The 21,892-nt window shown below is 61.0% G+C and carries 15 protein-coding genes; 11 read left to right on the top strand and 4 right to left on the bottom strand.

The features are described 5' to 3' along the window. Nucleotides 1-72: 72 nt before the first annotated feature. From FYJ85_RS04350 to metG, 3 genes are all read right to left on the bottom strand, one after another. Entirely contained in the window at nucleotides 73-483 is a 411-nt protein-coding gene (locus FYJ85_RS04350) for a GNAT family N-acetyltransferase (protein WP_106053926.1), read from the bottom strand. Nucleotides 484-504: 21 nt separating this feature from the next. Then, complete coding sequence (locus tag FYJ85_RS04345; protein ID WP_106053927.1) at nucleotides 505-1,569, bottom strand: uroporphyrinogen decarboxylase family protein; 1,065 nt, start codon at nucleotides 1,567-1,569, stop codon at nucleotides 505-507. A 419-nt stretch (nucleotides 1,570-1,988) separates the two neighbouring features. Continuing rightward, nucleotides 1,989-3,923, bottom strand: coding sequence for a methionine--tRNA ligase (gene metG / locus FYJ85_RS04340; RefSeq protein ID WP_154417098.1), 1,935 nt, complete (start codon nucleotides 3,921-3,923; stop codon nucleotides 1,989-1,991). Between the two features lie 453 nt (nucleotides 3,924-4,376). Here metG and guaB point away from each other — a divergent pair, with 453 nt between their 5' ends. The 11 genes from guaB (at nucleotide 4,377) to pdxB (ending at nucleotide 20,075) form a co-directional block, all read left to right on the top strand. Then, complete coding sequence (guaB, locus tag FYJ85_RS04335; RefSeq protein ID WP_177994962.1) at nucleotides 4,377-5,873, top strand: IMP dehydrogenase; 1,497 nt, start codon at nucleotides 4,377-4,379, stop codon at nucleotides 5,871-5,873. A gap of 2 nt (nucleotides 5,874-5,875) precedes the next feature. Next, complete coding sequence (locus tag FYJ85_RS04330) at nucleotides 5,876-6,529, top strand: OmpH/Skp family outer membrane protein (protein ID WP_106053930.1); 654 nt, start codon at nucleotides 5,876-5,878, stop codon at nucleotides 6,527-6,529. 54 nt (nucleotides 6,530-6,583) lie between these two features. Further along, nucleotides 6,584-7,633, top strand: a complete 1,050-nt coding sequence (gene lpxD, locus FYJ85_RS04325; protein ID WP_154417097.1) for a UDP-3-O-(3-hydroxymyristoyl)glucosamine N-acyltransferase — start codon at nucleotides 6,584-6,586, stop codon at nucleotides 7,631-7,633. 42 nt (nucleotides 7,634-7,675) lie between these two features. After that, nucleotides 7,676-8,950: an SEL1-like repeat protein gene (locus FYJ85_RS04320; RefSeq protein ID WP_154417096.1), complete on the top strand. Its 1,275-nt coding sequence runs from the start codon at nucleotides 7,676-7,678 to the stop codon at nucleotides 8,948-8,950. A gap of 652 nt (nucleotides 8,951-9,602) precedes the next feature. After that, nucleotides 9,603-15,374, top strand: coding sequence for a beta strand repeat-containing protein (locus tag FYJ85_RS04315; protein WP_154417095.1), 5,772 nt, complete (start codon nucleotides 9,603-9,605; stop codon nucleotides 15,372-15,374). 312 nt (nucleotides 15,375-15,686) lie between these two features. After that, nucleotides 15,687-15,851, top strand: a complete 165-nt coding sequence (locus tag FYJ85_RS04310) for a hypothetical protein (RefSeq protein ID WP_154417094.1) — start codon at nucleotides 15,687-15,689, stop codon at nucleotides 15,849-15,851. 11 nt (nucleotides 15,852-15,862) lie between these two features. After that, on the top strand, nucleotides 15,863-16,942 hold the full coding sequence (locus FYJ85_RS04305) for a radical SAM protein (RefSeq protein ID WP_154417093.1): 1,080 nt from the start codon (nucleotides 15,863-15,865) through the stop codon (nucleotides 16,940-16,942). Then, nucleotides 16,933-17,793 (top strand): hypothetical protein, encoded by an 861-nt coding sequence (locus FYJ85_RS04300; RefSeq protein WP_154417092.1) that lies wholly within the window; start codon nucleotides 16,933-16,935, stop codon nucleotides 17,791-17,793. Before FYJ85_RS04305 ends, FYJ85_RS04300 begins: the two co-directional genes overlap by 10 nt. Next, complete coding sequence (locus FYJ85_RS04295; protein ID WP_106053935.1) at nucleotides 17,790-18,071, top strand: PqqD family protein; 282 nt, start codon at nucleotides 17,790-17,792, stop codon at nucleotides 18,069-18,071. The genes FYJ85_RS04300 and FYJ85_RS04295 overlap by 4 nt, the downstream gene beginning before the upstream one ends. Beyond that, entirely contained in the window at nucleotides 18,068-18,817 is a 750-nt protein-coding gene (locus FYJ85_RS04290; RefSeq protein ID WP_106053936.1) for a prepilin-type N-terminal cleavage/methylation domain-containing protein, read from the top strand. The genes FYJ85_RS04295 and FYJ85_RS04290 overlap by 4 nt, the downstream gene beginning before the upstream one ends. Before the next feature lie 118 nt (nucleotides 18,818-18,935). Next, the gene (gene pdxB, locus FYJ85_RS04285; RefSeq protein ID WP_206212966.1) at nucleotides 18,936-20,075 is read left to right on the top strand and encodes a 4-phosphoerythronate dehydrogenase PdxB; all 1,140 of its coding nucleotides are present in this window, start codon (nucleotides 18,936-18,938) and stop codon (nucleotides 20,073-20,075) included. 119 nt (nucleotides 20,076-20,194) lie between these two features. On the opposite strand, the gene FYJ85_RS04280 is transcribed toward pdxB, so the two are convergent. Continuing rightward, nucleotides 20,195-21,889 (bottom strand): type II secretion system protein GspD, encoded by a 1,695-nt coding sequence (locus FYJ85_RS04280; protein WP_206212965.1) that lies wholly within the window; start codon nucleotides 21,887-21,889, stop codon nucleotides 20,195-20,197. Nucleotides 21,890-21,892: the final 3 nt, after the last annotated feature.

Genomic DNA, 21,892 nt, shown 5'->3' with positions numbered 1-21,892 from the left:
CTGGCGGAACTCAGGGGGGGGCGCGAAGTGCCCCCCTTCGAGTCCCGCCGCATCAAGAGAGGCTGTTGACTGTTACGGCAGTTTCCAGAAGGTGTGGTCCGGTTTCGCTTCGAAGCCGAGCTCCCGGTAGAAACGTTCGGTGCCGGGTTCGCCGACCAGCGCGATCCAGTCGACGCCGCGCCGCCGCAGCTCCGCGATGATGGTTCGGACGATTTCGCCGCCGATGCCGTGCTTGCGGAATGCGGGCGAAACGGCGATATCCTGAATGTAGGCGTCCGAAACGTTGTCGGAGAGCGCACGGCCCATGCCGATGATCCTGCCGTCCGCATAGGCGCCGACGGCGATTGCCGAGTTCGCCATGCCTGCCGCGATGAATTCGGCGGAATCGCCGGGCCCGATCCAGCCGACTTCGCGGTAAAGTTCCGCCATTGCATTCTGTTCGTCCGGCGTGATCTCTTTGAGAATTCTGTATTCGATCTGCATAACTTCTCCTGTCTGCGTGAATTACCGGTATGCCATGCTTTCGTAAAGCTCGTTGTAATAGAGTGCGCGGTCGACCGGGACGTCGACCGAAAGGTGGTTGCCGACTGCGAGCATGAAACCCGGATAGCGGCGGCCGAGCGCCATGAGCCGCTCCATGCAGGAGCGGATTTCCTCTTTGGAACCGTAGGTCAGGGTGCGGCAGTCCATGCCGCCGACGAAACCGACGCGGTCGCCATAGGTTTCGGCGAAGCGGAAGATGTCGTTGCACGGCTCCATGACCACGGCGTTCACGCCGAGACCGGCGATATCGGAGTAGAAGGCTTCGATGAGTCCGTCGGAGGTGAAGTAGATGAGTTTTCCGGCCTCCCGGACTTTGCGGATGAAGCGTTTCAGGTGCGGGAAGATGTGCCTGCGGTACCATTCCGGGCTGGTGACCGGACCGCTGGTCCAGCAGAGATCGTCATGCACCATCATGACGGGGACGTTCGAGCGGGCGAATCCGTCGAAAAACTGCTCCATCCATTCGGCATAGGAGTCGACGACGCGGAGAAACCGTTCCGGATCGTCGCCCATGGCGAGAAGCAGCGCTTCCCATCCGAAAAGATCGATAAGGCCGGAGAAAAGCGAAATATAGGTCCCCGACATGTTGACCAGATCGTCGCCGAAGGCGGCGATGCAGCGCCGATAATCGGCTTCGAATTCGGCGGCGAGGATTCCGGAGCTGAACCGGGCGAATTGCCGGGCCGGATCGACGGCGTAGACGTCTTCGGGTGAAAGATAGGGCCGGCTGGTTTTGTCGTTGTAGTCTTCGCCGCTGAATACGGCGTGACCCATATCGGTGACGGCGGCGCCGGCGCGTTCGAGATAATCGCGGTGGACGAGGACGGACCACATCATGCCGTAGTCCCACGCCTTCAGGAATGCCCGGGTCGCGGCGGGACGGTTTTCGGGGATGGAGAGGTCGAGCTCCATGCCGGTCGCCCGTTTGACGAGTTCCCAGTGGCAGTGGGCCGCCGAATACTCGGTACGCGGAATTTTGGGTGAAAATTCGAGATTGAGCGCAGCAAATCCATCCCGGTACGACATGACTTCACCTCAATTCAGTAAAAATAAAGACGGCGCAAACCGTCGAAACAACATAAAAGCGGCAAAGCAGCCGGCGGCGCCGGCGTCCTGCCGGTCTGGGGGTGGAACGGCAGGCCCGCAAACCGAATCGGAGATTCGGACGGGGGAGTTCGCACGATCTGTTGCGCAAATGCGCATAAAGACCACGCCCCGAAAGGGCGTGTCTCCCCGGGGCTGTAACAATTGACAGCCCGCATTTCAACAGGGTTTGCGACTCCGGGCATTCCCTGTCGGCCGGGATTCGATGCGATAGACTCCCTGACCGCTTCAGCCGCCTTCGCTCACACATATTCGAAGCGCCGCGACTTCATTGCGCTCTTCGGAACAGGTGCTTCGCACGGGCCGACCTGAGGCGCAGCCTCAGGACCTTTTCTGCGGTTTCACCCGACTTGCGCGCCGGTCGGCAGTTCGCCGTCGACCGTCACCAGCCGCAGCTCGCCGCCGGTCTTCGCCGCCAGCAGCATCCCCTTCGACTCGACTCCGCGAATCACGGCCGGCTTCAGGTTCGCCACGATCACGATCGTCTTGCCCGCCAGCGTCTCCGGCGCATACCACTGGGCAATGCCCGAGACGATCTGACGCTTTTCCGTCCCGACCTCGAGCTGGAGCTTCAGGAGCTTGTCCGCCCCCTCCACCTTTTCCGCCTCAATCACCTTTGCGGTGCGGAGTTCGACCTTCGCGAAATCCTCGATGCCGATCAGTTCGACCACGTTGGCCGGAACCGCCTTTTTCGCCTTGGCCGGTCTGGGGGCCGTCTTGGCTTTCTCCTTTTCCTTCTCGTCGATACGCGGGAAAAGTCCGGCCGTATCGACCACCTTGCGGCCGGCCAGATCGCTCTTGCGCGTCCGCAGATCCGAGATCTTCGCGTCGTTCAGTTCACCGCCCACGTAACCGAGCGCCCTGCGCAGCTCGGCCATCTTTTCCGGCATGACCGGGTAGAGCAGCACGGAGATCTGCCGCAGTGCGTTCGCCGCCGTGTACAGCACAGTGTTCAGCCGTTCCGTTTCGCCTTTCTTGGCGAGCGTCCACGGCGCGGTTTTCTCCATATAGCGGTTGCCGGCGCGGACTGCGTTCATGGCCGCGGCGATGCCCTGGTCGAATTTCAGCGCCGCAAGACTGGTTTCCATCGCGTCGATCGCGGCGGAGACTTCGCTGTTCAGCTCCTCCTCGTCGGCAGTCGGCGCTCCGGGCGGCGGAATCACGCCGTCCGTGCTGCGCAGCGTCATTTTGAGCACACGGCTCAGCAGATTGCCGAGGTCGTTCGCCAGATCGCTGTTATAGCGTGCCACGAAGCTCTCCTCGGTGAAGTTCGCATCGTTGCCGGGCGACATTTCTGCCATCAGGAAGTAACGGAACGCATCGACGCCGCAGCGGTCGACCATATCCATCGGGTTGATGACATTGCCGAGCGACTTCGACATCTTCGTGCTGCCGGTCAGCCACCAGCCATGAGCGAAAATCGTCTTCGGCATCGGCAGGCCGATCGCCTTGAGCATGGTCGGCCAGTAGACGCTGTGCGTGGTCAGGATGTCCTTGCCGATCAGGTGGTAGCTGGCCGGCCACCACTTTTCGAACATCGCGTCGTCCTGCAGGTAGCCGACGCCGGAGATGTAGTTGATGAGCGCGTCGAACCAGACGTAGCAGACGTAGTCCGGGTCGAACGGCAGCTCGATTCCCCACGACAACCGCGATTTCGGGCGGCTGATGCAGAGGTCGCCGAGCCCTTTCCGCAGGAATCCGAGCGTCTCGTTCGCGCGGAACGAGGGCTGGATGAAGTCGGGATGCGTTTCGATATACTCGATCAGCCATTCGCGGTAGCTGCTCATGCGGAAGAAATAGTTCGATTCGACGATGGCCGAAACCTCCCGCCCGCAATCGGGACACTTGCCGTCGACGAGATCCTTCTCCGTGAAGAAGCGCTCGCAGCCGACGCAGTACCAGCCGGTGTATTCGGCCTTGTAGATTTCGCCGCGGTCGAAAAGTTCCTGCAGAATCTGCCGGACCACCCGCTTGTGGAATTCTTCGGTCGTGCGGATGTAACGGTCGTTCGTGATGCCGAGCCGTTCCCAGAGCGACTGGAAGCGCAGCACCATTTCATCGCAGTGCGCCTTCGGGTCGAGATGACGCGCCGCGGCGGCCTTTTCGACCTTCTGGCCGTGCTCGTCGGTACCGGTCAGAAAGAAGGTTTCGTCGCCGAGCGAACGGTGGTAGCGGGCGAGCACGTCGGCCAGCACGGTCGTGTAGGCGTGGCCGATGTGCGGCTTGTCGTTGACGTAATAGATCGGAGTGGTGACGTAAAAGTTTTCCGTGTTCATATCCTGTTGAACTCCTTATCAGAAAATGCCCGTCAAGGGGCGGATGGATTGCGGCGGCGGTTCCTGCGGACGATGCGGCTTCACATTCGGTAGGCGAGCGCGAGCGCCGCCGCGATCCGCAGCGGCCGGTCGCCGGCCGGATGCGGTTTTTCGTGGACGCCCTCGCGGAGGGCCGCAATGCGAAAGCTGTTATCGATCATCTGCCGTTCCGATTCTTTTCCGATTTTTCCGGTTCTGAATAATAAAAAACGGCCGGCCGGAGCGATATGCCGTGCGGCAGGCACAAGAGAATACTCTACAATATACTTCAACTTTATGCCAAACGCAACAGAATAATCCGGTTCGGAAGCGAAAAAAGCCGAAAAAACTCCTTGTAAGGCGAGGGAAAAAGATGTATATTACACAGTAACATTATATCAACCCTTCCAAGCCCCGATTGGAGACCGATTTCAAATGGAACGCTACATCGACAAATTCATGGCGGCATTCGAATTCGAAGGACTTACCTTCGACGACATCTCACTGGTGACGCAGTACGCCGACTTCCTGCCGCACGACGCGGACGTCTCGAGCCGCTTCTCGCGGAACGTCAAGCTGAACATCCCGTTCGTCAGCGCCGCGATGGATACCGTGACCGAAAGCGCGATGGCCATCGCCATGGCGCAGCTCGGCGGCATCGGCGTGATTCACAAGAATCTGCCGGTCGAACGCCAGGCCGACGAAGTCCGCAAGGTCAAGTACTATCTGAACGGCATCATCCGGACTCCGGTGGTTTTCCGCGAGGACCAGACCGTCGAAGAGATGATGAATGAAAAACGCGCCCGGAAGTACTCGTTCTCCGGTTTCCCGATCGTCGACGCCGCCGGCGGGCTCGTCGGCATCATCACGGCCCGCGACATCAAATTCCTGACCGATTACCGGATCAAAATCCGCGATGTGATGACGAAGAAGCCGGTTATCGCCAGAGACGGCGTGTCGATGCAGGAAGCTTACCGGATCATGCTCGAAAACAAGGTCGGCAAGCTCCCGATGGTCGATGCGAACGGCAGGCTGACCGGGCTTTACAGCTTCCTCGACGTCAAGACCCTGATCTCGAAGGAGGAGCCCGATTACAACCGCGACGACCATCACCAGCTCCGTGCCGCCGCCGGAATCGGTCCTTATGATTTCGAGCGCGCCGAGGCGCTGGTCAATGCCGGCGTCGACGTTCTCGTGCTCGACACGGCCCACGGCCATTCGAAGGGCGTCATCGAGACGGTGAAGGAGCTCAAGAACATTTACGGCGGCCGGGTCGATGTGGTCGCCGGCAACATTGCGACCGCTGAAGCCGGCAAGGCGCTCGCCGATGCGGGCGCGGACGGCATCAAAGTCGGCATCGGGCCCGGCTCGATCTGCACGACCCGCGTGGTCGCCGGCGTCGGCGTGCCGCAGGTCACGGCGGTTTACGAGGTCGCCAGGGCGGTTCCGTCCGACATTCCGGTCATTGCCGACGGCGGCATCAAGCAGTCCGGCGATGTCGCGAAGGCGATCGCGGTCGGCGCATCGTGCGTCATGATGGGGTCGGCGCTGGCCGGCACCAGCGAAAGCACCGGCGAAGTCACGCTTCACCAGGGACGCAGCTACGTGATCTACCGCGGCATGGGCAGCCTCGCCGCGATGAAAACCGGCAAGGGCAGCCGCGAACGCTACGGACAGGACGATGTCGATGACGAATGCAAGCTTGTGCCGCAGGGCATCGAAGGCATGGTCCCGTTCCGCGGCCCGGTGGCGAATGTGATCATTCAGTTCGTCGGCGGCTTGCGCTATTCGTTCGGTTACTGCGGCGCCCGCACGGTTCCGGAGTTCCAGCGGAAGGCGAAGATGGTTCGGGTCACGGCGGCCGGCCTGCGCGAGGCGCATCCGCACGACGTCACGATGGTCAAGGACGCGCCGAATTATTCGGGGAACTGAAAATGAGCAGGCGCACTCCGGTCGGGCTTCTGCTTCTGGCGGCGTTTCTGTGCGCCGGGATCGCCGCACAGGCGGCCGAGGTTCAGCGCTTCGCGGTGGTGAACCTCGAAAAGGTGTTCCGCGAATACCGCAAGAGCCGGATCGCCGAAGACGCGTTCAAGCAGCAGGCGGAGGTTTACCGCAACTACTTCGTCAAGCAGCAGGGGCTGCTCGTTCAGCTCCGCAAGCAGGCGGAGCAGCTGCAGGAGGAAGCCCGGAATCCGGCCCTGAGCGAGGCGGACCGTTCCAAAGCCGGCGCGGATGCCGTGGTCAAGGCGCGCGAGGTCGCGGCCAAGGAGGCCGAACTGAAGCTCTATGCGGCCGAACGCCTCCGGACCATGCGCGACGCCGAGCAGAAAAAGCGCGAGGAGGTCTTTGCCGATATCTATAAGGAGATCGACCGGCGCGCCGCGGCGGAGGGGTTCACTTTCGTGCTCGATTCGTCGGGGAAGACGATGAACGAGCAGCCGACGGTGCTGCGTTTTCCGGCCTCCTGCGATCTGACGGAGGCCGTGATCCGCGAGTTGAACCGCACGATGTCGGAGGCGGAGAAAAAGGAGGCCGCACCCGCGGCCGCCCCGCAGCCGGGCGAAAAGACGGAGCCGCAGCCGGAGTGACCGCTGCCGGCGTCGGAGAGTTTACCAGAGAGAGTTTTGGAAAGGGAGAACATCATGAAACAGCTTACACTCACCGCCGCGGAAATTGCCGAGATGATCAAGGGCAAGGTCGTCGGGGAGCCCGGGCGCGTCGTCCACAGCGTCGCCGGCATCAAGGAGGCGAAGGGCGACCAGCTGTCGTTCATCGGCAACAAGCGCTATGAGCACCAGTTCGAGACGACGGAGGCGGGCGTGATTCTGGTTTGCTCCGATCTCGAGTCCGCGGCGAGCGACAAGCATACGCTGATCGTGACCGATCACGTCGATTACGCGTTTGCGACCGTCGTGGCGGTGTTTGCCGAGAAGCCGCCGGTTTTTGAGCCGGGCGTGCATCCGTCGGCGGTCGTCGCTTCCGACGTGAAGCTCGGCGAGGGGGTGACGGTCGGCGCGAACGCGGTGATCGAGCCGGGCGTTGAAATCGGCGACGGCGCCGTGATCGGCGCAGGCTGCTATCTCGGCCATCAGGTCAAGATCGGCGCGGGGACGATCCTCTACCCGAATGTGACGGTCATGTACCGCTGCACGATCGGGCGCAAGTGCATCCTTCACCCCGGCGTTGTGATCGGCGCGGACGGCTTCGGCTTTGTGCCGGGTCCGCAGGGGCTGGTTAAAGTGCCGCAGACCGGTATCGTCCAGATCGACGACGACGTCGAGCTCGGCGCGAATACGACGGTCGACCGTGCCCGTTTCGGACGGACCTGGATCAAGAGCAACGTGAAAGTTGACGATCAGGTCATGATCGCGCACAACGTCGTGATCGGCGAGAGTTCGATCCTGGTCGCGCAGACCGGCATCGCAGGCAGCGCAGAGCTCGGCCGCGGCGTGGTGCTCGGCGCGAAGGCCGGCATCAACGGCCACATTACGATCGGCGACGGCGTTCAGGTCGCCGGCACGAGCGGCGTCGTGAAGAGCCTTCCGGCCGGCGCCATCGCGCTCGGGACTCCGGCGGAGTCGCAGCGGGAATTCATGGCGCGGCACACGCTGCCGAGCCGTTTCGAAAAGCTCCAGAAAAAGTTCGAAGCGCTGAAGGCGGAAGTCGAAGCGTTGAAGGGCAGCGCCAGATAATCCGGAGAAATAACGGAAAAACGACGGAGAAACGGCGGAACGATGAAGATGCGGTCACACTGGCTGTATGCGCTCGTTCCGCTGTTTTTTCTTGTCGTTTTTCCGGCTGCGGCGGAACAGGAGAAGGACGACCCGCTCCGCAATGCGGCGTTGTCGGGCGATACGGCGGCGCAGCTGAAGCTCGCGTCGGAGTTCTTCTTCGGCACGGACGCCCGTCCGCGCAATCCGGTGCTGGCGGTCTACTGGTATCGCAGGGCGGCGGAACTGGGCAGTGCCGAAGGCGCCTACAATCTCGGCGTATGTTATGAAAAGGGGTGGGGGGTCGAGCACCCGAGTCTGGTGCGGGCGGGCCGCTGTTTTGATGAGGCCGCGAAAGGCGGGCTGCCGGAGGCGCGGCTCCGGAAGGCGCTGCTGATGATTTCCGGAATTCCCGACGAAGCGGAGGAGAAGGAGACGCTGCCGGGAACGCCCGCCGACCCCGCCGGCGCGTTGCGGCTTCTGCGCGACCTGGCCGGAACCGGCTATCTTCCGGCGGACCGGGAGCTCGGGCGGATGATTTTGCGGGATGCCGCGTTGCGGCAGAGCTGCGGCACGGAGGCGCGGCAGTCGCTGACCCGGGCGGCGGATTCAGGCGACGTCGAGTCGCTGCTGATGCTGGCTGCCTGTTATGAGGATGGCGTCGGAGGAGCCGGCGACGCAAAGGAGGCGGTGGCATGTTATGAGCGTGCCGTGAAGCTCGGCAGCGCCGATGCGAAGGTTCCGCTGGCCGCGGCTTACGAGTACGGGCTCGGAGTCGCTCCCGATCCGGTCCGCGCCTTCCGGCTTGTCCGGGAGGCGGCGGAGGCCGGCAGCGCGCGGGCGCAGGTGCGGCTGGGCGATTACTACCTGAACGGCGATCAGGTGGCGCAGTCGATTTCCGAAGCGCTGGCGCTTTACCGCAAGGCGTTCGACGCCGGTTATCTGTCGGCGGCCGTGAAGCTCGGCCGCTGCGCCGAGCTCGGCATCGGAAGCGACCCGGAGCCGGTGCGGGCCGCGGAGCTCTACGGCATTGCGGCGCGGGCCGGGGATGCCGACGGCCAGTATGCGTTCGGCCGCTGCCACCTGAAGGGAATCGGCATGGAGCCGGATGCCGCCGGTGCGGTGTTCTGGTTCAAGACGGCGACGGCGGTCGGACAGCTCGACGCCGTCCGCGAGCTCGGTATCTGCTACCTGACCGGAACCGGCGTGGAGAAGGACGAAGCCGAGGGAAGCCGACTGATCGAAGCCGCCGCCGCTTCCGGCGATCCCGAAGCGCTGGTCATTCTCAGCAACAATTGATGCAATGCCGGGCGGCAGCCGTCCGGATTTTCCTCATGGCCGTTTTTTGGCCGGCTCTCTCCCTCTGCGGCAGTGCGGTCCTCCTTTCGTCCTCCTGTTGAGCTTCCCGATGCCGGGCGGCATTCACATTGTTCGCCCTGTTCCGGTCTTTCAGGCGACCCCTGAACTTCCGAATATTCGCGTCTGCGCTGCATCCGAAGCGGCCGGCGGCATATTTCTTCGTTTTTATTTCAAGATATGATTTTGTGGCAATATGGTTTATGATTATCGGAATGGCGATTTATTTCATACATTATTTTTTGATCGATTTTTTTCTTAGAAACATATATTGTTCATTTCACGTGCAAACGATTGAATTTTTCATGGCGGCCGGCTGGTATGGATTTTGATATCACCTGACAACTCAGTTGTTTATACGTGTTAATCCTGTAAATAATAAAAATTAACAATTGTGAATTCCTTATTTTTATATTTAAATAATCAGGCTTGTTTGAGCGTATTACCTGCATATTTTTTTGTTTTAAAACAGTAAAAAATATCAATATTATCATTGATTCACTCTTGATATTATATTTAATATGTATATATTGTTTCTATCATCCGATCATCGAATTTCTTTTGGCGGAGTCTCAATTACATAAGCAGGTGGAATATGCTGAACATCACAAAAAAACATCTTTTCGGCGACCAGATCGGAATCATTGAAAACAGGAATGAAGATATTTTTATTTCTGATTCTGCGGAACGGCGCCGGTATTTTCTCGTCGATTTCGATGGCGGCAGCGGGCTGGAATTCCGCAATGAATTTCTCTCGCTAAGCGATATCCGCATGGACAGCGCCGGTTTCTCCGAAGAAGAACAGGCATATATCATCGCTTCACTGAACGAACTCTGCGCGGATGACAATGTGGTTTTCGCAATTTCCCTCCCGGAAGACATGGGTAACAGGTCGATCATCTACGTCGGTTCGACCGATGCATTCGATGGGTACGGGACCTTTCCCGGTATCGCGGAGACGATTGGCAATGGCAATCGGATCGCAAACGACAACGCCTATGTCCTGACCGACAATATCACCGGCGGCATCGAGCAGGTCATCTCGGTGATCGCCCACGAGGCCGGTCACCTGCTCGGTGAAAGCCATGCGAATCCGGCCGGTGATATCCACGATTATGCCGCGCCTTACGAATTTGTCGTTTCTCCGGGGGCGGCGTGGATGATCACCGTTGACCGGCCCGTCGGCGAAACGCGGTTGGTGTTTTCCGCCGCGAGCGGTTACGGCGACAATGCCCTCACGATCCAGAAGGCGGTTCTGGCGGCTCCCGTCGGCGGCACGGTTTACGTATTTCCGGATATCCAGCAGATCCGGATCGGCGGAAACGCCGGCGGCGGCGACGTCGATGCATCCGCAGTCGCGGGAATCCGTTTCTCCAGCCAGACCAGGCAGATCACCATCGGCAGTTCGATCCTGAACACCGTTTATGTGGAGGTCAACGGCTCAGTCCATCCGTCGCTGACGGTTACGAATTATGCGAAAATCAAGACGCTGTACGGCGGTCAGGGCATCGGCGATGAGGCCGGTTTCATCCTGGCGGGCGGGGAAGTGGCGACTGCGTTCGGCGGCGGCAGCGGTGCTTCCGATATCGGGACCGTCAATCTGCATGTAACCGGCGGCACGCACGGTACGGTTTATCTCGGCGGCGACGGCTCCTCCGGCAACGCCCGTGTCGGCGTTACGCAGGCGGTCTGCTATTGGGTAAGCGGCCAGGCGGTAACGCTCTCCGGCTGCCTGTTCGGCGGCGGCCGGGGCGCCGGCAGCACGGTCTGGAACGAAGCCGCCTATGACGTCAGCGAAGCCGACAGTTACATGGCCGGAACATCGATCAACATTTCGACCGGAACCTACGGGAATGTTTTCGGCGGCGGTGACGACGGTGCGGTTGTTGAAAAGAACACGCTGGTCCGGTTCTCTTATGCCAAAGCCGTCGGCAGTGTCTACGGCGGCGGGCGCAACGGCGCGATAATCGGAGGAGACACCTATGTCATCGTTTCCGGAGTATCCGGTTCCTACGCCGGTGTCGGCAGCATCTACGGCGGCGGCAGCAATGCCACGGTCGACGGCAATGCGAAGATCGGGCTCTACAATACCGGAACCTTCGAAACCATCGTTTACGGCGGCGGCGAGGGAACGGCCGACCTGGTCAAAGGCGGCACGAGCCTTATCATAGGCGCTTCGGCCGACGGCAGCACCACGATCGTCGGCAAAGTTTTCGGCGGCGGGCGCAATGGCGCGACAGTCGGCGGCGACACGTATGTCTACACGTACCGGAATTCGAATATCATCGGTGAGCTTTATCTGGGCGGTGATGCCGCGACGGTGAAAGGCGGCACCCGGTTCGATCAGGAAGTCGGAACCCATCTCTCCGGGACTGCCGTGTACGGCGGCGGTTATAACGGTGCTGTACACGGGGGAACGGCCCTTTCGCTGAAAGGCGCCGTGACCGGAACCGTCTATGGCGGCGGCAACGGCTCCGCCGCGAATGTCGGCAAAGGGACGAACGTCTTTCTGAATGGCGGAACAATGAACGGCGATGTCTACGGCGGAGGCGCCGACGGTGCGGCTGTGAACGGCGGAACTCTCGTTTCTGCTTCCCTCGCCAGCGTGGCCGGAACCGTTTACGGCGGCGGGCGGGACGGTGCGGCTGTGAACGGCGGCACGGTTGTCCGCGTCAGGGCCGGGAACATCGGCGGCGACATCTACGGCGGCGGCAATCATGCGAAGGTGACGGGCAGCACCCTGCTCGACCTCGGCGGAGCCATCGTGATGCCGGATACGGTTTCATTCCACGGCGGCGGGCGCAATGGCGAGGTCGACGGCAAAGCCGTTGTCTCCCTCGGGAATATTGCGCAATTAAAGGCGGATGTCTACGGCGGCGGCAACGGGGCAGGAGCGCTGGTCGGCAGCGGCACGGAACTTTCCGTCGCCGGAACCGCGGTGTCCGGCGATATTTACGGCGGCGGGCGCAACGGCGCGACGGTGAACGGCGGCACGCAGATTGCCGTTTCGGCCGCCGATATCCGGGGGAATGTCTACGGCGGCGGGCGGGACGGTGCGGCTGTGAACGGCGGTACGCAGATTCTGCTGCAGAGCGGAACGCTCTCCGGCAGCTTTTACGGCGGCGGCAACGCGGCGGATGTGCAGGGCAATACGTTCGTGTCGGCTTATTGGGCGATCATGTCCGGCGCGTTTTACGGCGGCGGCAACAACGGAACAGTTACCGGGAATGCGTCAGTCGAAATCACTGCGGGCGTTTCCGGCAACTGGGGCGGCTTCGAAGGCGAAATCTACGGCGGCGGCAACAACGGCGGCGTAACCGGCGATACGGCGGTTACGCTCGGACACGGTGATTATCTCGGCAATATCTACGGTGGCGGCAACGGCGCCGGCGGGACGGTCGGCGGCGGGACGCTGGTTCAGTTGTCGGGGGGGACGCCGAAGGTGACCGGCGATATTTACGGCGGCGGCAACGGCGGAGCGGCCGTGACCGGGAGCGCCGCGGTCGGGTTGAGCAACGGCAACGCGGTGATTGCCGGCGATGTTTACGGCGGCGGCCGGAATTCGGTCGTGAGCGGCGGCACGATGGTGAATGCCGCAGGCGGAACCGCCGGCGGCATTCACGGCGGCGGTTCCGGTTCGGCGGCCTCCGTCATGAACGGCGCCGAGGTGAAGGTCGGCGGCAACCTGCGCGCGAGCGCCGTATTCGGCGGCGGCGCGGCGGGTGCGGTGGTCGAGGGCGGTGCGAAGGTGACCATTGCAGGCGGTACGCCGACCGCGGATATTTACGGCGGCGGCAATGCGGCGGACGTACGGGGGGACACGGTCGTTTCGGCCAACTGGACGCAGCTTGCCGGCAGCGTCTACGGCGGCGGGCGCAACGGCGATGTGACCGGCAACGCGGAAGTGTGGATTCTGGCCGGCGACTCCGGCAACTGGGGCGGAGTCACGGGTGACGTTTACGGCGGCGGCAACGGCGGAGCAGTGGCCGGCAGGACGGAAATTACGCTCGGACACGGCGATTACCTCGGCAATATCTTCGGCGGCGGCACCGGGGCCGGAGGAACGGTCGGCAGCGGAACGCTGTTTCATTTCACCTCGGATGGGACGGTCCGGATTTCGGGACACATCTACGGCGGCGGTGACAACGGCGCAGTCGTGTCGAACGGCGCCGTGGTCGATCTGAACAACAAAAATGCTGTGGTCAACGGCGATGTTTACGGCGGCGGCCGGAATGCGGCGGTCGACGGCGGCACGACAGTCCGGATCTCCGGCGGAACCGTGACGAACGTCTACGGCGGCGGCAGGGGCGGGCAGGTCAACGGCGACGCCGTGCTCCTGATCGCCGGCGGAAACATCACCGGAGAAGCATTCGCCGGCGGCAGCGGCGGCCTGGTGACGGGCAACACCCGGCTGGTGCTCAATACGTCGGTCGACGGCGACATCTACGGCGGCGGAAAAAACGGCAATGTGGCCGGCAACGCCGCTGTCGAGGTCAACGCGAACTTCAGGGGCGATATCTACGGAGGCGGCTGCAGCGGTGCGGTGTTCGGCCGAATCGTCATCACGATCGCGGCCGGCTGCGATGCGGCGGGTGCATTCATCTACGCCGGCGGCACCGGGGATGTCAACACGGCGACGAAAACCGGGGACGCGATCACGGTCAACATCAATTCCGCGGTCTGCAACCAGGCATATAACATCGTGCTCGGCACCTGCAACGACGCCTCCAGCGCCGGAAACGCGACGGTTTACGGCGACGTGGTGCTGAATCTGCAGAACAACGGCGCCGGGGCGGGAGCTTCGTCGGGCCGGATCTACGTCGGCGGTTACCGCACGGCGGCGGGAACCACCACGGTTACCGGCAAGGCGACCCTCACGATCGGCAGTGTCAGAATGTCTGATATCCTTTTCGCCGGCGGATATGCATCCGGGACCGGAGCTGCCGTTGTTGTTGAAGGCGGTTCTGAATTGATCCTGGCCGGAACGGTCAACACCGGTTTCACGATGCTCGGCGGTTGGGCGACCGGCAGCGGAGCGCGTTCCATGATCGGAACGGCGGAAAATCTCGCCGGTGTCGCGCTGACGGTTTCGGGAGCGAGCCGGCTCGGCACCATCACCGGCGGCGGATATGGCGTCAACGGGGGCGAATCCGCGGTATATGGAAATTCCGTCATCACCATTGCCTCCACCGCCAGAACCGGTCTGGTTTACGGCGGGGGATATGCTCTTGGCGGTATTGCGATCAATTATGGAAAGGGTTTAATTACAGTAACCGGCAGTGCCGATACAAACTTTATTTATGGCGGCGGTTATGCCGGCGCGAACGGATATTCCAGGTTAACCGGAGGAACTGAAATTCAGTTGGACGGTTTTAATCGCAGCAGCGTTGGAATTTTCGGTGGCGGCCGCAGTACGTCAAACGGTACGGCTGTTGTTGGGACTTCCGGTATGACGGGAAAAGGTGTAACGATTACGATTGATCGTGAAAGTTCTGTCGGTACGGTTTTGGGTGGCGGGCACAGCGTTGGCAGCGGAAGCAATGTTGTTTACGGCGGAACGCGAATCATTGTCAATGGAGGAAGCACGGGTTTTATCTATGGCGGAGGCTATTCCGCTTCCTCCGGAGCCGGAGCGCTTATCTACGGAGATACGGAAATCATCATTGATGGCGGAACGGTCGGGTCCGTTTTCGGTGCCGGTAATGCTGATTCTGCGACAGGCGCTCATGCAGTTATTTACGGTAATACCAATATCACGGTGGATTGTTCCGCCGGCGCAGTCCGCTGCAAATCTATCTTCGGCGGCGGCCATGGTCTCGCCACTGTTACCGGTGATACCTGCATTACAATCAAAGGGTTGGGCGATAATCTGACTTTCGCTGCCGGCTCATTTATTGGTGGCGGTGCGCCAACCGGACAGGGCGGCGGCATCGGCGGAACCCGGTTCCTGAACCTGACCGATTTCACCGGGACCATTACAGCCAACTTCGCCTACTTTGATGTGGTGACGATTTCCGGCAGCCGGGTGCATTGGAGCACCGGTCAGGGCAGTTACATGGTCGGGGTGAACACGTGGAACTTCAAACTGGCGGAAGGCGAAACGGCGTTGACGTGGGATGCCGGAAACGGCGGTTTCTCCGGTGATACCTTCAACCTCGATTTCGATACGGCCGGCTTCAATGCCGCGACGGTGATCGCGGGCGGCAGCGCCTCGGTCATCGGCGGATGGAACAACAGCGGAAACACCGTTTACTTCAACGGGGTCGCCGGGGAGTGGGACCTGGGGCTCAACGCCTGGGTGGATGCGAACCGGCAGTGGAAATTCGGCCTCGCCGAGAACAATACGCTCTCCGTCAGCAAAGTATGACAATAGTATGCTTTTTCGGTAATCATCAGTAAAAAAGTCAGGATATCATCTGTAAAAAGAATGAAAAAGTGTTATAATAATATGGAATGGATATCTGATGATATTCTGACTTTTGCAAATCAATTCAAAAAGCAGGTGTTTCAATGAAAGCAACCGTCATGCTGTCAGCCGTTGCCGGAAAGTTCAATCATGATATTGTACAATATGAACATCAACGGTGAATATTTTGCATCGAAAGATAATGCGCAGGGATGCGAAAACTGAATCAAGCGTATTTTCGGTGAAGAACAAACAGGGGAGCGATGAACGGAAATGCAGGAAGCGGATGGAAAGCAAGTTTACGAAAAACCGGAACTGATCGACTTTGAACACTGGATGGCGCAGATTATCAAAGGGGACAGTTGTATTGGAGGAGTCGATGGCAACCCTGTTGAACCATGTGGAGCCGCAACGGATGATACTCCACCGGAAGGATAATAATTATTGATATGCAGCCTCTTTCCGCTCCATATTATGCCGAGGCGGCGTTGACTGCGAGATGCAATCTGCATTGCGGTTACTGCTATTTTCGGAACAGCGCCTGTGAGACTCCGGAGGAGTTGACCACCGGCGAGTGGCTCGATGTCTTTGCCGAATTCGGGCAGATGAAGATGCTCAAGGTGATTCTTTCCGGCGGCGAGGTGCTGCTCCGGGAAGATCTGCCGCAGTTGATCGAGGGAGTGTGCCGCAACAATATGCGGTTTTCGCTGCTCAGCAACGGCTACTTTTTCGAGGACAGACATGCCGTCATGTTGAAGGAGTCCGGCCGCTGCAACAGCGTCCAGATTTCGGTGGACGGGGTGGAGGAGGTGCATGACGCGATTCGCGGCAGAGGTTCGTTCGCCCGGGCCGTCCGGGCGATCGGCATCCTCCGGGAGCACGGGCTTCGGGCACAGGTGCGGATCACCATCGGGAAGCACAATCTCGGAACCCTGATGGAGACCGTCCGCTGCCTGCTCGAAGAGACCGGCATCCCTGCGGTCTCCGCCAACTGGGCGCAGCACTTCAGCAGCAAGGAGAGTGACGACGACAGCGGGCATCTGCTCTCCATGCGGGAACAGCTGCAGTCGATGGTCGAGGTCAAGCGGGTTCACGCGGCCTTTCCGGAGCGGTTCCTCGTGAAGAAGGCTGCCTTCACGAATGTCGCGAATCGTTGGAAGGACATTCTCGACCGGCGGGAGCTGACCGGAGCTTCCCTCCTGCGTTGTCCGGCGCAGCTGGAGCGGATTTCGATCCGGGCGGACGGCGCCATTACGCCGTGCAACCATATTTCCCATATGGTATTGGGGTGGGCTGGAAAAGACCGGATCATCGACGTCTGGCGCAATTCGCCCGTTCTGCTTGAAATGCGTGAACACGACTGCGACCCGGCGGAGACTTTCCCGGTCTGCGCGGAGTGCGGATACAACCGGTATTGCCGTCCGGCGGGCGCCTGCTTCGACCATTGCGGGCGAGCCACGCCCTACTGTTTGAAAAAATATCAGGAGGCAGCTCCCGATTTTGATTTTGAAAGGCTTGAATGGAAGTGAGGATTCTCGAAGTACGGCTGGCCGGCGGAACGAAAGCAGTCTGGCGCTTCAGCGGGGAGGCCGCCTGCTGCTGTCTGGAGCTGATTGAAAAAGTGGTTATTCCCGAAATGCTCCCCGGTATGCTGCCGGTCGCGGCGCAGGTGTCGGTCGGATGCGCTCCGCGGACTCCGGACTTTCCGGCCGGATGGCGGCGGGAGGAGCTGATCCACCTGAGTCCGGAAGCTTCGGTGCGGCGGAGGCCGGACGGCGTGGTTGAGTTTCTGCTGCACCGCACCGGTTCCGACGAGCTGCTGCCGCTGTTGCCGCGCATCGTCTGGTACGGTTTTCTGCCGCAGCTGCTGAAGCGCGAGGCGGTTGTGGCGCACGGTGCGCTGCTGGCCAGGGACGGCAGCGGCATTGTGGTCTGCGGCCCTTCCGGAGCGGGGAAAAGCACCTGCGCCCGGCGGATTCCGCCGCCGTGGCGGGCGCTTTGCGACGATGCAGTGCTGATTTCGAACGTCGGCGGAGCGTATTTTGCGCAGCCGCTGCCGACCTGGAGCCAGTTCGTTTCCGGGGAGCTGCATCCGGTCCGCATCGGCGAGACGGTCCGGCTGTCGGGGATTTACCGGCTGTGCCATTCGGACCGGGAGCGGGTGAACGGCCTGCCGCCCGCCGAGCAGGTGCAGATCCTCTACCGGCAGTTTTACGATTTGAACCATATGTGGCGGGCCGGGAGAAGAAACAGTTTCTGGCGTTCCCTGAATGAAGCCGCGGTGGACTTCGCGTTCGGGGCGGTCCGCAAAGTGCCGGTCGGCGAATTGGAGTGTTCTCTGACCGGGGAATTCTGGAAGGAATTGGAGGTGCTGTCATGACACGGGCCGGTTTTTCGGCAATTTACCGCGATGAAAAGGAGATCGGCGCAATTTTGTTCAACGCCGAAACCGGCGAATCCTACGGGTTGAATCCCGTGGCGAAAGCCATCTGGGAAGGCGCTTCGGCCGGGGTCGGGCGGGAAGGTATCTTCGAGATGCTGCGGCAGCGGTTCGCCGGAGTCCCGGAATCCGCCCGGAACGATATCGACGAGTTGATCAATATGCTGTTGAACAAAGGATTTTTACAGAACGTACCCGAAAACAATGGAGGAATATGAGAATACGAAAATTTACACTGATCGAATTGCTGGTGGTAATTGCAATCATCGCCATTCTGGCCGCCATGCTGCTTCCGGCCCTGAATCAGGCGCGCGGCCGGGCGAAGCGGATCAAATGCGCCGGCATTCAGAAGCAGTACGGTATGGCGGGTGTGTTTTACGCCGACAGCTTCGGCGGATACTGGGTTCCGGTCAGCTATCATTCCGACGCGTCCACGGACCGGATCTGGGTCAACAATCTGGCGTTCCGGCAGTTCCTGGGCGGAACGCTGCGAAACATTGCCGCCAGCGGCAACTATGTGGAAAACAGCACCGACGCGGGTCTGATCTGCCCCGAAGCGACTTCCGCGCTGGGGAGCCATAAAATTGACGGACTTTCGCCGATTTACCGCAGCTACGCGGTGGCGAGCGGAGACATCGTCATCTCCTGGGCCGGAGTGAACGGCGGGCTGGGCGACCGGATCGTCGCATATAAACTGAGCCGGATCGTCCGTCCCGCCGAGCGGGTCGCCTTCACCGATTCGACGGACTGGCACGTATACAGCTCCAACGAAAGCAAGCGTCAGCGCTATATTCAGAGCGGAGAAGAGATTACGGGAGACGGCAATACCGATATCGTGGCCTTCCGCCACGGCGGCTGCACCCTGGCGAACGTCTGCTTCATGGATGGGCACGTCAGCACGACGGAGCATACGGAACTGACTCCGGAATACCGCTGGGGCGGATTTCACCGGAATAACTTCTGAAGCGCCTTACTCCCCGGATTCCTCTGCTTTGGCCGTCGGCCGGGGGTTGATTTTGCCGGAAGGCGGTATTATGGTAAACAATGCGGCCGGTCGAACCAACCCGACTGCCGGACGGAGGATGATGAAACTCAGAATTGTTGCCGATGATAAAATCCCGTTTCTGCGCGGAGCGCTTGAACCGTTTGCGGAAGTGACCTACCTGCCGGGCGGTGCGATCGCCCCGGCGGATGTGAAGAATGCGGATGCGTTGATTACCCGGACCCGGACCCGCTGCGGCGAAGCGCTGCTGGCCGGGTCGCGCGTCCGTTTTATTGCGACCGCCACGATCGGTTACGACCATATCGACACGGCGTATCTGCGCCGGGCCGGAATCGCCTGGCGCAATGCGCCGGGCTGCAATGCCGCGAGCGTCGCTCAGTATATCGGCAGCGCCCTGGTTTCGTCCGGAGTGGAATTATGCGGAAAAACGCTCGGCGTGATCGGAGTCGGCAATGTCGGCTCGAAAGTCGCGGCGCTTGGGGAAGCGCTCGGCATGCGGGTGCTGCGGAACGATCCCCCGCGGGCTGAGCGGGAGGGGAGCACGGGATTCACGGAGCTGCCGGAGCTGCTGGCGGAAGCCGATTTCGTGACGATTCACACGCCGCTGACCCGCGACGGCGCTCACCCGACCTTTCATCTCTGCGATGCGGGGTTTCCGGAACTGATGCGGTCGGGGGCGCAGCTGTTCAACAGCGGGCGCGGGGAAGTGGTCGACACGGCCGCCTTGAAGGCGGCGCTGAAGAGCGGCCGAATCTCCGCCGCCGTGCTTGATGTCTGGGAAAACGAACCCGGAATCGACCGTGAGCTGCTGGACCTGGTGCGGATCGGGACGCCTCATATCGCCGGGTATTCGACCGATGGGAAGGCGAACGGGACGGCGATGGCGGTGCAGGCGGTCGCGGCATTCTTCGGCATTCCCGGGCTTGCTGAATGGCGGCCGGAACGGCTGCCGGAGCCGGAAACTCCGGAAATCGAGCTTGAAATGGGCGCTTCCGTGCGGGAGCAGGTTGCGCAGGCACTGCTGCACACATACGATATCGGCCTGGACGACGGGAAGCTGCGGAGTGACCCGGCGGGTTTTGAGCCGCAGCGCGGACATTACCGGATTCGCCGTGAATATCCGGCGTTCCGGGTGAGGGGCGGGAGGCCGGAGACGGCTGCCGTGCTGAAGACGCTCGGGTTTACGCTGTTGCCGCAGGGGAGCGCGTGCGGAGGTTGAGGCAGCGCCTCAAACCGGCCCGGGCGGAGTTCCCGCACAAAAATCTGCGGCAGACAAATTTCTATGACCGTTGACGGCTTGGCCGTCTTGACGCAGGTGCGGTGTCTCGCGTTTTTCTTTTACCGGTCGAGTCCGTACTGGCCGTAGAAGTACTGGTTCCGGCCGCCGGCGCCGGCGACGTCGTTCCGGATGTCGTTCAACTGCTGCTGCGTTTCTTCCGGCGTGACGCTCTCCGGCTCGGTGTATTCGCATTCGGCGACCAGCACCATCCGGGATTTGCGGGTCGACTCCGATTCGACCTGGAACAGGTAGCCGATTCCGGGGATGTCCTTCAGAAACGGAACCCCCGTCGAACCGCGGACGATCTCGCGCTTCTCCAGGCCGCCGATCACGAACCGGTTCCGGGCGGTCGAGACCATGACGTCGGTTGTGACCGTATTCCCCTCCTGGATGCGCGGCGCTCCGGTCGACTGGTAACCGATCAGCGAGGAATTTTTGAGCGTAAGTTTCAGCATCGCCGCCTCCGGCGCAATGGAGAGCGCCTTCACCGTCAGGCTGAATCCGAAGGCGTTCGGATCGCGGGTCACGCTCTCCTGATTGTCCCTGCCGGTTGCGATTTCGGTTTTCTGCTCCTTCTTGCTGAAGGCGGCGAGGATGGAGTCGAACAGCTTCGCATACCAGTCGTCGGACTGTTTTTCGGTTTCCGGCGCGGGAACCGTCGTATCCATATAGAAGAGCTGGGTCAGCCGCTCGAGCGTGCTCGTCGTGTTCTGGCGCACCGTCACCTCGCCGGAGTGCGCGATCTTCGCTTTTCCCCGGCTGGCGAGAAAGTCGAGGTAGCGCGAGTTCCACTTCGGGTTGAAATTGTAGAAGCTCGTGCGTTCCGATCCCTGCGCCTCCGCCATGGTTCCGCCATAGGCCGCGGCCCAGTTGTCGCGGTAGCGGCCGCCGGTGCTGAAGAAGTCCATGCCGTCGTTGTTCTTCCAGGCCTGGAAGTCGAACCCGAGCTTTTCATCGTTTTCGGCGTAAAGTTCATAGACACTGAATCTGATGCGGATTTCCGGGAGCGGAACGTCATAGCGGCGCAGCATCTCCTCGATGTTTTTGCGCGAGTAGCTCGCAGTGTTGAAAAAGAGACAGTTCAGTTCCGGATCGAGCTTGACTTTGTCTTTGCCGCCGATCAGCTCGGCCGGGTCGTCGGAAACGTTCATGCCGACCTTCTTCACCATGTTTTCAAGGACGGCGGCCGGAACGTTGGCCGGAAAATAGACGTACTTCGGCTGGCCGGAACTGTTCAGCAGCCCCGGCCTGTCGAGCCGCTCGACGATCGCGTCGATGCCCATGCCGTTTTCGCTGTCCTTGAAACGGTATTCCTCGGCGGAGACGAACAGAAGCCCGACGCCGTCCTCGAATTTCAGGCATTCGACCGCGGTATTGCTGCCGGAGACCCGCCTGGTCTGCACCATCTCGCGCAGATAGGTGCGCAGCGCATACGGTTCGGCATGCTTGAGCACGTAGGTTTTGGTCACGACGAGCGGATCGTTGTTGTCGCGGATGAAGTGAACGCTGTCGACTTTGTCGCCGAGGTCGAGCCGCAGCTGCGTCTGCACCTGCGTATCCATGTAGCCGGCCGTGTCGTTGTTGTTGCTGTCGCGCGGGGTTCCGGGCGAAGGGAGGCGCCGTGCAGTGGTTTCCAGCTTTCCGTTGAAGGTGCTGTCCGTGTAAAACGGGGTCAAGGCGGAGTCTCCCGGCGCCGCGGCGAGCGGCAGGGCGGCGAGAGCGGCAAGCAGGAACAGGGGACAGGTTCGGATCATTGG

Origin of the sequence: Victivallis lenta (genome assembly GCF_009695545.1) — a bacterium.
In the GTDB taxonomy this organism is placed as follows: domain Bacteria; phylum Verrucomicrobiota; class Lentisphaeria; order Victivallales; family Victivallaceae; genus Victivallis; species Victivallis lenta.
The sequence above is the reverse complement of the archived record's forward strand: the minus strand, read 5'-3'. Positions and strand labels throughout refer to the sequence as shown.